The following is a 13,112-nucleotide window of genomic DNA, read 5'->3' on the forward strand; positions in this document are numbered from 1 at the left end:
GTATGGGTAGCTCGGCTGGAGAGATGATTTCTACTGCTGACGACTTAAACAAATTCTTCTCTTACTTACTCAGTGGCAAATTACTGAAGGAACAGCAACTAAAACAAATGCTTACTACAGTTCCTACAGAAATAGCTGAATTAGGAGAATGTGGTCTTGGAATCTTTGAAACTAAGCTTCCAAACGGTGTCTCGATATGGGGACACGGAGGTAGCATTCCAGGGTTTCTTACTTTTGCTGGAGGTACAATTGGAGGCAAGCATACGTTGGCCGTCAATTTAAACAGCATGGGTAAAGCTAACAGTCCTGACCCTTTTAAAAATATTTTACTTGCTGAATTTAGCAAGTAGGCAAAAAAGGAAAACAGGATGAATTTTTTCATAGTTTTTATAGTTGAAAATATACCTTTCTGGTTCAAAAACCCCCAACTTACTCTAAAAAATAATTTTTTGGGTTTTTGGAATTACGGTGGCACTTCAATGCTATTAAGCTAATAAAACAAAATCTTCCCTAAAATGAAAAAATACGTCATCCGTTCCTATTGGAGTGCCCCCTGAGAAAGAAACAATAAAAAACACCTCTCTAAATCGTAAGTATCAGTTATGATTTTAATGGAGGTGTTTTTCGTATTATGGATACAATTTCGCTTTAGCTTGATTGACATGGGGTACCGCCACACATCCATCAACTTAAGAATTTTATAACACACCCAAAACGAAAAAATGTACATTTTTTTGTTTTGGGACACTTGCTTTTCTTATCTTGATAGTGATGTGGTGAAACCCTTTAATTGTAATCATCATTTTGATAATCGTTATCTAAGCTGAGCGCTCTTCCATTTGGACGATATTCTATGTGAAAGGTATTATGTTATTACTTGTACTGAGGCTCTTCTTGTTCAATTTGCTGAAGACGAGGATTTAAAGATTCAATAATTTCTTGAGTTTGTTGTGCTGCACCTTTATATAATTGTTTTGCTTCCTGGTTATCAGTATCAAGAACAAATCCTTCTAGGCATGCTTGAGCACTCTTTAATCCAGCGATAGTTTGTTTAAGTTTAGTGCTTACTGTCATGTAGTATTTCCTCCTTGTAAATGTACTTCAAAATATAGAATGCCTATTTTGTTATCATAGTACGATTTCCAATTTTCGGTGTATAACGAATTACAGGAATTATTAATGGTTGCATAACCATTTAACGATGCAACCCTAGATTCTCTATGTTTTGGGTAACTTTGCAACAGAACCGTTTATATGCTCCCATCCCAAGTGGTGAAATATGTTCTAGTAATTCCTCATTGAAATCATACTTACTCTTTAATACTTCTATAGTCTTACTCAAATAAACGATATTCCATAAAGTCTTGATGGCGATGGGCGGGACCCCAATTAAAGTTTTTTAAACCTAATTGGACTTACCATTAAGAGAGCGAGGATTAATGTAATCCATGCATTGCTATATGAAAACAATCCCATACCAGCCAATGGTAATCCTGCAGCTGGAATAGGTAATCCCTTAAAATATCCAATGGTTGGTTTAACACTAAATTTTGCTAATCTTAAAGCACCCATCGTTGGGAAAAGGATAAATGCCAAAGAAGTTAAAATAGATGGTGTTGCTATCGAATGAAATAAAAGTGCAGGAGCAACTCCGAAACTAACAATATCAGCTAAGGAATCCAACTCTACACCAAACTCACTGTTCACTTTTAATTTTCTCGCAATCCTTCCATCAAGAAGATCTAAAACAGCTGAAAAGAAAATGAAAATGGAGGCTGCTTCCAAATAGTCACTCATATTCATGGTAATTGAAAAAACACCGCACAATAAATTTCCGATCGTAAATAAATTGGGTACAGCTTTTACTATCTGATTGAACAAGGTTGTCCCCCCTAAGTTGATCAAACTTCACATTTATGTAGCATTTTCTATATATTCTTCCGTTATTCTTAAAAATATATGACCACTGTACGCTAAGTAAATTTCGACAAGAGAAAGGCCGATTTCCTGTACGTTATGTTGGTTTATAAAAATGTTTGATCATGGGTAAGTCTATTACTGTTGATTTACCTAATATAAAAAGCCTGTTTTTGAAAAAAGATTGATCAAAACAGGCTCTAAAATAGAAAAGGGGAAAGAGGAGAGAGGTGAAAACTTGAAAAGTGTAATTTGATGTAAGGTTCTCAGTTTATGAATATAGAATGCAGTAATCCCCTTATTAAAAGTAATTTTGATTATATTGTAATTATGATGCATGAAATTATTTTAGTGTAAACAAAGAAAAGGTAGCTCCTGCTGCAAGGTACCTTTTCCAAGGGATATAACTCATTATCTAAACGATCGATGGTCATTTTATTGAGAAATAAATCAATTACTTAACAATAAAAGGAAAATGATTGTAACAAGCGAATGAGATTTAAGAAGAATTTACCGATATATGAACTTTCTTCTATTACATTAGTTTAAGGAGGACTATAAAAATGTCTGATCTCTATTCTCGTCTTTCCAAAAATGATGCCGCTGTTCTTCTAGTGGATCATCAAACTGGTCTTATTTCCAGCCTAGTGCGTGATTATGGTGTTGATGAATTTAAGAACAATGTTTTGGCTCTTGCTAATACCGCTAAGTTTTTTGATTTACCAGTTATTTTAACAACAAGCTTTGAAAGCGGACCGAACGGCCCACTAATGCATGAATTGGTTGAGCTCTTTCCTGGTGCGCCAAAAATAGCTCGGCCTGGACAAATTAATGCATGGGACAATGAAGAATTTGTTAAAGCCATCGAAGCAACAGGTAAAAAGCAACTAATTATCGCAGGGGTTGTTACTGATGTTTGTGTTGCGTTCCCAGCACTATCTGCTGTAAACGCAGGATATGAGGTATTCGTTGTAACTGATGCATCAGGGACTTTTAGTAAACAAGTTGCAGATGCTGCCCTTATGCGTATGGCTCATGGAGGAGTCCAATTAATGAACTGGTTTAGCGTTGCAGCAGAATTACATCGTGACTGGCGAAATGACGTTGAAGGTTTTGGAGCTTTACTTGCTAAACATCTGCCTAGTTATCAAAATATCATGGAAAGCTATATGAGAGCTCAAAGAGAGCTTAGCAAGTAAAATGACTTAATTAATAGTTGTACTGTTTCATTTTTTTCGTTTTGGGGAGCAACCAATTTCTTAACTTGATGGTGATGTATGGTGACCCCTATTAGGCTTGATAAAAATAAAGAATGCCCTTGCTTCAGTCAAGAAACAAGGGCATTCTTCATTTTTTAATTGATAATCCATATACAAGTGTTTCGCTAGGAGTCGTAATACTAAAACCTGTCATTTTATAATCAAGCTTTAATGTATTTCCTATATAGTCTTTTGTAAAATCATCCGTTTGAATAATAAGTTGCTCATCTTCATAAGCGATTTCATTTGGATTATACTCATCGAAAATTAAATCAACATCAACAAATATACTACAAGAATTTGTCATTGTACCTCTAATACGTATGATGTTTTTGTTATTTGCGTTTAATTTATGTAATACGGCTTTTGCCCCATCAGTTACGCGAATGTTCATGGAATCCCAACCTTTGTTTATAGTTCTTATTCTATTATTGCAAAAACATTAGAAATAGGGAAGTAAAGGGTTTCAATGAATGATAAACGTATAGGGATTACGATTTGAAAAGTAAGGATGGAACCGTAAATGTTTGTGTTAAGCATAACTCATCATCACTTATTTTCTCAACTTCTTGATACTTTATCACATTCTTTTGGTAGAACTTTTTCTAAAAGTTCACCGCTGTTTTATTGTTTTTTAATTGCATTACATAATAGGTTCCTTTGTGCTGTTTTAAAAGTTCTAAAATTGCTTGATCTGCTATCCTTTTTCCGCGGTACGCTTTTAATATGAAAAGATCGTTAATGCAGCAGTCTGTTTCAGGTGCTGTGAATGGTGGTTTCGCGAATAGAAGAAACCCGACATATTTTTCTTCATATGTAATGAAATAAGGAGAAAGCTCATCTCGGTTACAAATAAGTTCAAAAGCATCAAATTCAAAAAATCCATTTTCATTTGGATGAAGGGTAGGGGAGAATTCGGATAAATCATGTAAATATAGAGCATAAAAATTCTTTAATATTTTAAGTTGTTCAGTGGAGACAATTTCTAACGCGACGTTCATTTTAATCCCACCCTTTTTTTAATAATTCCTCTATGCAGTAAACCATTCGACATAAAGAAAACATATCCTTTGAATGTGAAGGATTCATTCCAATAAAAAAGGCCAGCAAACATGATTGATGTTTGCTGGCCTTTTATCACTTAAAGTTCACATTTATCAAGAGGAATTACTTTTGTTTTCTTTGTAAATTTATATCCTAACCACATCGCAAGGAAGAGAGGTAAGCCGATATAGGAAACAAGTACACCATTCCAATCGATAGACTCGCCTATAAATGCTCCGTAATTTTGTCCTAAAATGACAATGACACAAAGTGCAAATGCGAAGATTGGACCAAATGGGAACCATTTTGCTTTATACGGTAAATCATTTAAATCTTTTCCTTGTGCAATATATGCTTTTCGGAAACGATAATGACTAATAGCAATTCCGACCCATGCAATAAATCCAGACATTCCAGATGCATTTAATAACCAAATATATACAACACCGTCGCCGAATAAGGAAGCTAGGAAAGCGGCACAGCCAACTACTGAAGTTGCGATTAACGCGTTAACAGGTACGCCGCGGCTATTTAATTTACCTAAAAATTTCGGTGCTTTTCCTTGTCTTGCTAAATCCCAAAGCATACGAGCTGATGCGTACATACCTGAGTTACCAGCAGATAAAACTGCAGTTAAAATAACTGCGTTCATAACAGAAGCGGCAAATGCAACTCCTGCTTTTTCAAATACAAGTGTAAATGGACTTACTGTTACATCGCTAGCTGCAAGACTTTCAGTTGTATACGGAATTAATAAACCGATAACAAGTATTGCAAAGATGTAGAATAATAGAATACGCCAAAAGATTGAGCGAATTGCTTTTGGAATGCTACGCTCTGGATCGGCAGTTTCACCAGCAGCTACACCTAATAATTCAGTTCCTTGGAATGAAAAACCAGCAGCCATAAATACACCGATAATTGCCATAATACCACCGTTAAATGGTGCATCTGCAACAGTAAAGTTTTTAAATCCAACAGGTTCGCCACCCATAATACCAAAAATCATCATAAATCCAACGATTAAAAAGATAATAACAGTAGCTACTTTAATAAGTGCGAACCAATATTCCGCTTCACCAAACCCTTTAACAGATAAGTAATTTAAAAGAAACATAATGACTAAACAAAGGCCACTCCAAATAAGGGAAGGTGTATTTGGGAACCAAAACTTCATAATTAATGTTACGGCTGCAAGTTCAGCGGCAATGGTAATTGCCCAGTTATACCAATAATTCCAGCCGAGTGCAAATCCAAGTGATGGATCGACAAATTTTGTCGCGTATGTGCTAAAAGATCCAGTGACAGGCATGTAAGCTGCTAATTCAGCTAAACTTGTCATTAAGAAGTAAACCATAATTCCGATTGCCGCATATGCGATGAGAGCTCCGCCAGGCCCTGCTGTGTGAATGACACCACCACTTGCAAGAAATAGTCCGGTACCGATTGTACCGCCGAGAGAAATCATCGTAAGGTGACGAGATTTTAACCCGCGTCTTAATTCACCTTGTCCTTGTGTAGATTGTTTTGTAGAGGTAGCTTGATTCGTTGCGCTATTCATGTTCAACACTCCTTTTCTTGTAAGATTAGGAAGGAACGGGGAGAAAAATACAAAAAACCGCCAAAGGAATTTGGCGGAACGTTTCACAAATAACCACCCCATCATACCCTTCCGTTAAGATAGCACCCCACGTTTACACGGTACTTTGTAAACGTGACAGTTCTGTTCCTGTTTGGAGACAGCCCCAGCTCGTACTTCCAGAGAAGAAATACAAACTTCGGCAGCATTTCCTTTCAAACGGAGTCATTGACATTCTCTGTGTCTAATCCGTTCTACTAATAAAAGCCGCAACCTCTACCTCATCGGATTGATGAGGATTTATTTATTGCTGTGATTTTTAATATATGGCAATTGTAATTAGTTTCTGAAAATATTGCAAGGGATTTTTGTAGGAAAATATCAAAAAAAATCGGTTATTGTATAGGAAACGTTTCAAAATTCCACCCGAACCTACGTGATATGTAAAAAAATGAAGAAAAAATTGTTATACAAATGTTTCGCAAAAAGATATGGAAAATCCTCTAAAATTAAAAGAAAATTCAGAAAAATAAATTCGACATTGATTATAAGCAAAATAAAGAGTGCTAAAGAGATTAAAAAAGGTAAGCAAACTTATCATTTGCTTACCGTAGTATTTCACACCACTTTATAATTATTTCTGTTTTAAGGCAAAACTCGTTTTTGTCCAGTCGTATATCCAACGTTTTGTTTTGTAAGCTGGGAGTGATTTCTAACCGAAATGAAAAGTGCAATGATAACGACAAGACCCGCTGCAATATAGGAAAGGTTAATAATTGTTGGATCCACTTTAAATGATGTAAGCAGTGTCCGGATATTTGTAAAAATAATCAGTCCACCAACGAGTACCCCAAGTAAATGTGAAGGTACAATTCGTACTAACCATGCAGCGATTGGAGCGGCGATAATGCCGCCGAGCATAAGAGCAAATACCCAAAACCAGCTTACTTGTTCCCAGCCTAATGAAATGAAAAATCCAATAGTTGCAGCTAATGAGACAGGAAACTCACTCGTATCAACGGAACCAATGACTTTTCTTGCTTCATTTCCACGTGCGAGAAGTACGGGTGTAGTGATAGGTCCCCAGCCACCTCCACCAGTTGAATCAACAAATCCCGCAAACAATCCGAGTGGTATAAGTTGCTTACCAGACATACGTTTATTTGATTGGACAATTTGTTTTTGAATAATAAATCGTAATAAAATATAGACACCTAAAGTAAATAAAAAGATAGAAATGTACGGTTTAATTAAATCACCCGGTAAATTGCTTAAAAAACAAGCACCAACAAAAGCACCAATTGCACCTGGTAATGTTAGTCTGGAAACAGTGTATTTATCAACGTTTCCAAATCGAATATGAGATACGCCAGAAGCTGCAGTGGTAACAACTTCAGCTAAATGAACGGATGCGGAAGCGACAGCAGGTGCAATGCCAAACATTAATAATAATGAGGAAGACGTTACTCCGTAAGCCATTCCAAGTGCCCCATCAATCAGTTGAGCAAAAAAACCAATAATAGCAAAGACAATTAATTTTTGCATATAAAATCCCCCTGTAATAATAAACAAAAAGGCTCTTTTCTCGAGTGAGAAAAGAGCCTTTGGTTTTTCCAATCAGCTTAACGTTAATTTTTTATTATTATAATGCATATTAATCTCATAAAGCAACTGGGTTTTAAAAGTTTTTTAAATTGATTGAAATAACAGAACAGTTATATAATAAAAGGATGTAAATAAAGGGAGGGGAAAATTATGTTAGCATTTGATCATCTCGTTCATACCGTTAGGTGCACACCAAAGGAAGCAGAAAAGCGAATGGAGGAGCTTGGATTTCATACGGTACAGGGCGGAGAACATACAAACTGGGGGACATGGAATAGTTTATGTTATTTTGACTTATCTTATATTGAATTTTTAGCAGTGCAACATGAAGATACAGCGAAACAAGCGGATAATCCACTTGTTCAGGAAACTGTAGAGAAATTACGAGATAGAGAAGGAATGCTGCAAATTGCTCTTCGTACAGATCATATTGAAGAACTTGCGGTAAGGTTCATGGAAAAAGGGTTACAAGTTAAAGGGCCGTTTGAAGGAAAACGAATGAGAAATGACGGTCATCTTATCGAATGGAAAATGTTATTTGTGGAACAGGAAGATAGTGGACCGAAATTACCTTTCTTTATACAGTGGGAAGAATCTGATGAGAGTAGGAGATTCGATTTACAAGAAGTGGGCGTCATTGTCCCGCATAGCAACGAGGTAAAAGAAATTCAGACAATATATTATGCTGTGAAAAATGCACGTGCAACAGTAGAAAGATGGAAAGAGATACTCGAAGTACAAGTGACTTTACCTGAAATTCATCAAGAATGGAATGCGCTTTGTCAAAGTGTATTGCTTGAAAATGTAAATGTGCAGTTTTGTGAACCTATTGGTGAAGGGTTCGTGCAAGAATGTTTGTTAAAATATGGAGAACTTCCTTTTGCTGCTGAACTTCAAGGAGCAAATACACAGAAGAAAAAACAACAAATTTTAGGGAATGTATACATATATTAATTGGAGTGGTCTATGTGGAAGAGGTGCTAAGGGAGTTAGAACAACAATTGGATTGTCCTCGTATAGTAAAATGTACTTTGATTCCAAAAGGTTTTTCATTTGATAAAAAATATAAAATTGAATTAGAAAATGATGAACGCTATTTTATTAAAGTGTGTGATATGTCAACTAGTGAACGTAAGCGCGAAGAATATGAATATACGCGTCATTTTGAATCATTAGGTATACCAATACCAAAACCAGTTCATTTTATAAGGCTTGTTAGATTAAATCAATGTGTACAAGTATTTGAATGGGTTAACGGAGAAGATGGTGAAGATATACTTGGAAAGTTGACTGAGAAAGAGCAATATTTGGCTGGAAAAAGGGCAGGAGAAGTCTTAAAGACAATTCATACAGTGAAGAAAAAGAATGTAGAAGAATCTTGGGAAACAGCTCGATGGAATAAATACGAGAGATATTTGCAATTATTAGTGGAATACGAGGTGGATTTTATTGACTTGCAATCGGTGTTAACCTTTGTAGAAAATCATAAGAATTTATTGCGAAATCGTCCTACTGTGTTTCTGCATGATGATTTTCACCCAGCAAATATTATGATTCATCATAATGAATTTCGTTCAGTAATCGATTTTGCGAGGTTTGATTTTGGGGATCCCATTCATGATTTTTATAAAACGGCCTTGTTTACAATTGATATAAGTGAACCATTTGCTGTTGGACAAGTCCATGGGTATTGTGATGGGGAGCCGTCACTTCATTTTTGGAAACTATATTCACTGTATGCAGCGATGATTTTTCCAGCAGATATTGTTTGGGCACATAAAGTAACACCAAATTTATTAGATGGAATGAAGGGGAGGTTGAAGCGGATTGTAGACGATCAGAATGATTTTACTTCTTATATTCCAAATTGGTATAAATCTTTTAATAAAGATATAATAAATATAGAATAGTTGGGGGTGTTGATTTGGATAAAATAGCGGTTATTTCAGATATTCATGGTAATATTCCTGCTTTAGAAGCAGTTCTTAAAGACATCAAACTAAAAGGGATAGAACGTATTGTGTGCTTAGGTGATCTAGTAGGGAAAGGACCACATTCTAGTGAAGCAATTGAGATTATTCGGAAAGAATGTGAGCATGTTGTAATGGGAAATTGGGATGATTTTATTACAAAGCCTAGTGATTTCGAAACATTACAATGGCATCAAAAACAATTATCAGAACAGCAGCGGAATTATTTAAGGGAATTACCATTTTCAATTGAATTTATAATGAGTGGGAAACTAATTAGAATGTTCCATGCATCACCTAGAAGCCTATATGAAAGAGTTCAGCCCGGAGCTCCAATGGAACAACGTGTTAGTTTATTTGAAAATAGTAATCTTACAGAAAACATTGAAGGTGAAAGGAAACCGGATGTCGTTTGCTACGGAGATATTCATCAAGCTTATGTGCAAAATTTTCGTGGGAAAACTTTGTGTAATGCAGGAAGTGTGGGTAACCCACTTGAGATTACGCAAGCCTCTTATTTGATTTTTGAAGGCGTATATGGCCAAAAAGAGGCAGCAAGTTTCTCAATTCAACTTGTAAGAGTTCCTTATGATATAGAGCTTGCGATCCGATTGGCTAGAGAAGAAGAAATGCCTGAGATTGATGCGTACATACAAGAATTGACGACAGCTAAGTATCGGGGATTAAAGTAGAATTAGACAAAATATATTCGATAAATCAACATACAGTTCTGTATAAATACTTAAAAATATTAACTATAGGGGAGGGAATATTCTAAAATGATTATTTCGAATATTTAAAATAAAAAGTTAGATAAATGATTGGGAAAGTAATTATAACTTCTAAATAGAGAGAATTAGAAATAGCGAAATCATTAGATACAATGATTTTTCTCCAAATAGGCATGGTTAAAAATCCTTAGGTTGGCAGCTCATGTCTGTATTCAAAAGGTGTATAGTAACCTTAATAAATGATGAAATATGCTAAAAGTTAAAAACTAACGAGGGAATAGAGATGAAAATACAATTAAAGGCGGATTTAATGTTACTATTGGTTACATTTTTTTGGGGGGCATCCATCTTACTTACAAAAGTTGGCCTCAATTACATGCAAGAATATAATTTAATCTCATTACGTTTTATTATTGCTTTTCTTTTGTCAGGTATAGTGTTTTATAAGCATTTAATCAAAATTGATTTTAGAACTATTAAATATGCTTTTATATTAGCTGTTATCTTGTTTATAGTTTATATTTTTGCGACTTTTGGTACAAAGTATACATCGGTTTCTAATGCTGGTTTTTTAATGAGTCTTACAGTGATATTTATTCCAGTATTATCATCTATTTTTTTAAAACAAAGACCTGAAAAAAAAGTTATATTGGGAGTTGTTTTAACAATAGTAGGGATAGGGTTATTAACGTTAAATAGCCAATTAAAAATAGGTTATGGCGATATATTATGTATTTTATGTGCGCTATTTTATGCAGTCCATATCATTATTACTGGAACAATAACGAAGCAGGTTAATTCAATTAGCCTTGGAGTTTTACAACTTGGTTTTGTCGGTCTATTTAGTAGTATTTTCTCAATGTTTATGGAAAATCCTAAACTTCCTAGTACTGTTGAATCATGGTTTTCAATCTTAGTATTAAGCGTATTTTGTACAGCAATGGCTTTCATTGTTCAAATCATTGCACAGCAATATACGAGTCCTACACATACAGGTCTTATTTTTTCATTAGAACCTGTTTTTTCAGCGGGTTTTGCTTTCGTTTTCACAGGTGAAACTCTCACAGCTAAAGGTTATTTAGGTGCAACTCTTATATTATTAAGTGTAGTAATCGCTGAACTAGATTTTAAGAGTTTATTAAAAACAAATTATAAAAAAATATAGGATAGATGTTTTTTATAATACGTTCAAGTTGAGAATATTCATTTATATCATTTTAGCTCATATAAATCAGATTTACTTTTGATAAGTAGTTTTATGCTAATAGTTAGTGTTTGTAGCAAATATGGTATAATTTTTATAGTAATAAAAATCAACGATAAAATTTCTTAATGTTTTGTAAATATCTAACTGAGGTGGACTATTTTTGAAAAAAATGCGCTTATGAATTTCTAAAAATAAAAACTTTAAGTAAATCACATTTGATTATAGTAACAAAAAGGTGTTTTCACGTCTAGAAAGCACCTTTTCAGTCCACAGTTATTTGTTATAGTTTCATACTTGTTTCCGTAGTCTAAAGCATTTTTCATGGAGCGTTAATGCTCCATGAAAAATGTTTTTTTATTTTTGACAAAATTCAATGGCGGTATGTAAACGAGAAATTCCGTCCTCTATTTGATTGATATGTACTTTCCCATACGATAACCGAATATAGCCATCTTTTGCTCCAAAAATACTGCCAGGCATAAAGGCTACTTGCTGTTTTAAACTTTGCATTATAAGCTGTTTTTCGTTAATAGGCTCCTTTAATTTTCCCCATATGTAAATCCCGCCATTAGGATTTGAAAAAGAAATCTTATCTTGAAGATAATAATTTAGGGCATCGACAATGACATCTCTTTTTTGTGCTAACTGATTGCGTAATTGCGTTATATGCGTATCAAATGGAACAGTTTCAAAAAATTGCTGCATGAGCCATTGAGGAAATATACTCAGTCCTAATTCCATTTGATGCCGTGCATCTGATAACCGTTCTACTACTGACTGTGGAGCAACAAGCCAACCGATGCGAAGGCCAGGTGCAATCATTTTGGATAGTGAATGCACATAGATGACGGTTCCATTTTCATCAATGGATTTTAAAGTAGGGCAAGGCTGTTTATTTGCTAATGTTAATAAACTAGATGGATCATCCTCAACGATTGGAATACGTAGGTCTGCGCATAACGATAAAAGTTTTTTTCTTCGATTTGGATGAAGCATCGTACCTGTTGGGTTTTGGAAATTTGGATTTAAAAAAATCATTTTAATTCGGTGCTTTCGATATAGTTCATGCACATCTTCAGGATTCACTCCATGTTCATCAACAGGTAACGGGAAAATACGAATCCCCGCTGATTGGAAGAGGGGTAATGAATAGCAATGTGAGGGGCTTTCAAAAGCGACTGCATCACCTGGGTTTAATAAGCATTGAACGATAAGATGAAGCGCTTGTTGTGCCCCAGAAGTAATCATAATCGATTGCTCTGTTGCTTCAATTTTTAGATAATCTCTCATATATTTCGCTGCCGCTTGTCTTAATGGTAGATAGCCTAGTGGATGATCGTAGCTAAGTGATTGCGTTAAAGGTTGCTCACGTAAAATGTTTTGTAACTGTTCATGGGGAAACAGGTTACAACCAAGTTCTCCATTTGCGAAATCAATTATATTTTCATTTTGCTGGACTTGTTCCCGAATATGTCGAAGTAGTGGTAAATTTGGTAAAAAAGTACCACCTTCTACGAATCCTCTCCAGTTCGGTGTTAATGTTGGAGAAACGCCCCACATATGTGTACTTACACGTGTACCTCTTCCAGTTGTGCTGTCCACAATTCCCATAGCACGCAGTTCATTATAAGCAGTTGTAACAGTACTTCTGTTTACATTCAGTTGGATTGCTAATTTTCGTTCCGAAGGGAGAAAACTACCAGGAGGAAGCTCTCCGTACATAATACGTCTTTCAATAAAATCAACAACTTGTTGATAAATCGGAATCTTGCTGTCATTATCTAACTTCCATTCCATGTA

At 35.1% G+C, this 13,112-nt stretch carries 13 protein-coding genes, 1 pseudogene and 1 riboswitch; of the genes and pseudogenes, 6 read left to right on the forward strand and 8 right to left on the reverse strand.

Annotation, left to right across the window (positions count from 1 at the left end):
* Positions 1 to 350: serine hydrolase (locus tag BPMYX0001_RS12530; protein ID WP_006095188.1), on the forward strand; the 350-nt coding region annotated here is incomplete at its 5' end.
* Between the two features lie 523 nt (positions 351 to 873).
* Here BPMYX0001_RS12530 and BPMYX0001_RS12535 read toward each other — a convergent pair.
* The 3 genes and pseudogenes from BPMYX0001_RS12535 to pssA all read right to left on the reverse strand — a co-directional run bounded on the left by BPMYX0001_RS12535 (position 874) and on the right by pssA (position 1,881).
* The gene (locus tag BPMYX0001_RS12535) at positions 874 to 1,074 is read right to left on the reverse strand and encodes a DUF1657 domain-containing protein (RefSeq protein ID WP_006095189.1); all 201 of its coding nucleotides are present in this window, start codon (positions 1,072 to 1,074) and stop codon (positions 874 to 876) included.
* A 174-nt stretch (positions 1,075 to 1,248) separates the two neighbouring features.
* Positions 1,249 to 1,363, reverse strand: a pseudogene (locus BPMYX0001_RS34925) (Tn3 family transposase); the annotation flags it as partial.
* Between the two features lie 26 nt (positions 1,364 to 1,389).
* The gene (gene pssA / locus BPMYX0001_RS12540) at positions 1,390 to 1,881 is read right to left on the reverse strand and encodes a CDP-diacylglycerol--serine O-phosphatidyltransferase (protein WP_033798950.1); all 492 of its coding nucleotides are present in this window, start codon (positions 1,879 to 1,881) and stop codon (positions 1,390 to 1,392) included.
* A gap of 599 nt (positions 1,882 to 2,480) precedes the next feature.
* Here pssA and ycaC point away from each other — a divergent pair.
* Complete coding sequence (gene ycaC / locus BPMYX0001_RS12545; RefSeq protein WP_018767514.1) at positions 2,481 to 3,116, forward strand: isochorismate family cysteine hydrolase YcaC; 636 nt, start codon at positions 2,481 to 2,483, stop codon at positions 3,114 to 3,116.
* 148 nt (positions 3,117 to 3,264) lie between these two features.
* On the opposite strand, the gene BPMYX0001_RS12550 is transcribed toward ycaC, so the two are convergent.
* From BPMYX0001_RS12550 to BPMYX0001_RS12565, 4 genes are all read right to left on the reverse strand, one after another.
* The gene (locus BPMYX0001_RS12550) at positions 3,265 to 3,570 is read right to left on the reverse strand and encodes an iron-sulfur cluster biosynthesis family protein (protein WP_006095192.1); all 306 of its coding nucleotides are present in this window, start codon (positions 3,568 to 3,570) and stop codon (positions 3,265 to 3,267) included.
* Positions 3,571 to 3,781: 211 nt separating this feature from the next.
* Positions 3,782 to 4,177, reverse strand: a complete 396-nt coding sequence (locus BPMYX0001_RS29440) for a GNAT family N-acetyltransferase (protein ID WP_006095193.1) — start codon at positions 4,175 to 4,177, stop codon at positions 3,782 to 3,784.
* A 140-nt stretch (positions 4,178 to 4,317) separates the two neighbouring features.
* Positions 4,318 to 5,781: an amino acid permease gene (locus BPMYX0001_RS12560; RefSeq protein ID WP_018767512.1), complete on the reverse strand. Its 1,464-nt coding sequence runs from the start codon at positions 5,779 to 5,781 to the stop codon at positions 4,318 to 4,320.
* Between the two features lie 112 nt (positions 5,782 to 5,893).
* A riboswitch (Lysine riboswitch) is annotated at positions 5,894 to 6,086 on the reverse strand.
* A gap of 358 nt (positions 6,087 to 6,444) precedes the next feature.
* Entirely contained in the window at positions 6,445 to 7,344 is a 900-nt protein-coding gene (locus BPMYX0001_RS12565) for a sulfite exporter TauE/SafE family protein (RefSeq protein ID WP_018767511.1), read from the reverse strand.
* A gap of 210 nt (positions 7,345 to 7,554) precedes the next feature.
* Between BPMYX0001_RS12565 and BPMYX0001_RS12570 the strand changes: the two genes are divergently transcribed.
* The 4 genes from BPMYX0001_RS12570 (at position 7,555) to BPMYX0001_RS12585 (ending at position 11,270) form a co-directional block, all read left to right on the forward strand.
* The gene (locus BPMYX0001_RS12570; protein WP_006095194.1) at positions 7,555 to 8,358 is read left to right on the forward strand and encodes a VOC family protein; all 804 of its coding nucleotides are present in this window, start codon (positions 7,555 to 7,557) and stop codon (positions 8,356 to 8,358) included.
* Positions 8,359 to 8,372: 14 nt separating this feature from the next.
* The gene (locus BPMYX0001_RS12575; RefSeq protein WP_006095195.1) at positions 8,373 to 9,314 is read left to right on the forward strand and encodes an aminoglycoside phosphotransferase family protein; all 942 of its coding nucleotides are present in this window, start codon (positions 8,373 to 8,375) and stop codon (positions 9,312 to 9,314) included.
* Between the two features lie 14 nt (positions 9,315 to 9,328).
* The gene (locus tag BPMYX0001_RS12580) at positions 9,329 to 10,066 is read left to right on the forward strand and encodes a metallophosphoesterase family protein (protein WP_003198232.1); all 738 of its coding nucleotides are present in this window, start codon (positions 9,329 to 9,331) and stop codon (positions 10,064 to 10,066) included.
* A 322-nt stretch (positions 10,067 to 10,388) separates the two neighbouring features.
* Positions 10,389 to 11,270 carry a DMT family transporter gene (locus BPMYX0001_RS12585; protein WP_006095196.1) on the forward strand — a complete coding sequence of 294 codons (882 nt, stop codon included), beginning with the start codon at positions 10,389 to 10,391 and terminating at the stop codon, positions 11,268 to 11,270.
* A 396-nt stretch (positions 11,271 to 11,666) separates the two neighbouring features.
* Here the strand turns inward: BPMYX0001_RS12585 and pdxR are convergent, their stop codons facing one another.
* Positions 11,667 to 13,109: a MocR-like pyridoxine biosynthesis transcription factor PdxR gene (gene pdxR / locus BPMYX0001_RS12590; protein ID WP_006095197.1), complete on the reverse strand. Its 1,443-nt coding sequence runs from the start codon at positions 13,107 to 13,109 to the stop codon at positions 11,667 to 11,669.
* Between the last annotated feature and the right edge of the window lie 3 nt (positions 13,110 to 13,112).

The organism is Bacillus pseudomycoides DSM 12442 (assembly GCF_000161455.1).
Taxonomy (GTDB): Bacteria; Bacillota; Bacilli; order Bacillales; family Bacillaceae_G; genus Bacillus_A; species Bacillus_A pseudomycoides.

Excerpts from the sequence above, each read along its gene's own strand:
- pdxR (WP_006095197.1), bottom strand. The coding sequence starts at position 13,109 with ATGGAATGGAAGTTAGATAATGACAGCAAGATTCCGATTTATCAACAA.
- ycaC (WP_018767514.1), top strand. The coding sequence starts at position 2,481 with ATGTCTGATCTCTATTCTCGTCTTTCCAAAAATGATGCCGCTGTTCTT.
- BPMYX0001_RS12585 (WP_006095196.1), top strand. The coding sequence starts at position 10,389 with ATGAAAATACAATTAAAGGCGGATTTAATGTTACTATTGGTTACATTT.
- BPMYX0001_RS12560 (WP_018767512.1), bottom strand. The coding sequence starts at position 5,781 with ATGAATAGCGCAACGAATCAAGCTACCTCTACAAAACAATCTACACAA.
- BPMYX0001_RS12570 (WP_006095194.1), top strand. The coding sequence starts at position 7,555 with ATGTTAGCATTTGATCATCTCGTTCATACCGTTAGGTGCACACCAAAG.
- BPMYX0001_RS12550 (WP_006095192.1), bottom strand. The coding sequence starts at position 3,570 with ATGAACATTCGCGTAACTGATGGGGCAAAAGCCGTATTACATAAATTA.
- BPMYX0001_RS12565 (WP_018767511.1), bottom strand. The coding sequence starts at position 7,344 with ATGCAAAAATTAATTGTCTTTGCTATTATTGGTTTTTTTGCTCAACTG.
- BPMYX0001_RS29440 (WP_006095193.1), bottom strand. The coding sequence starts at position 4,177 with ATGAACGTCGCGTTAGAAATTGTCTCCACTGAACAACTTAAAATATTA.
- BPMYX0001_RS12535 (WP_006095189.1), bottom strand. The coding sequence starts at position 1,074 with ATGACAGTAAGCACTAAACTTAAACAAACTATCGCTGGATTAAAGAGT.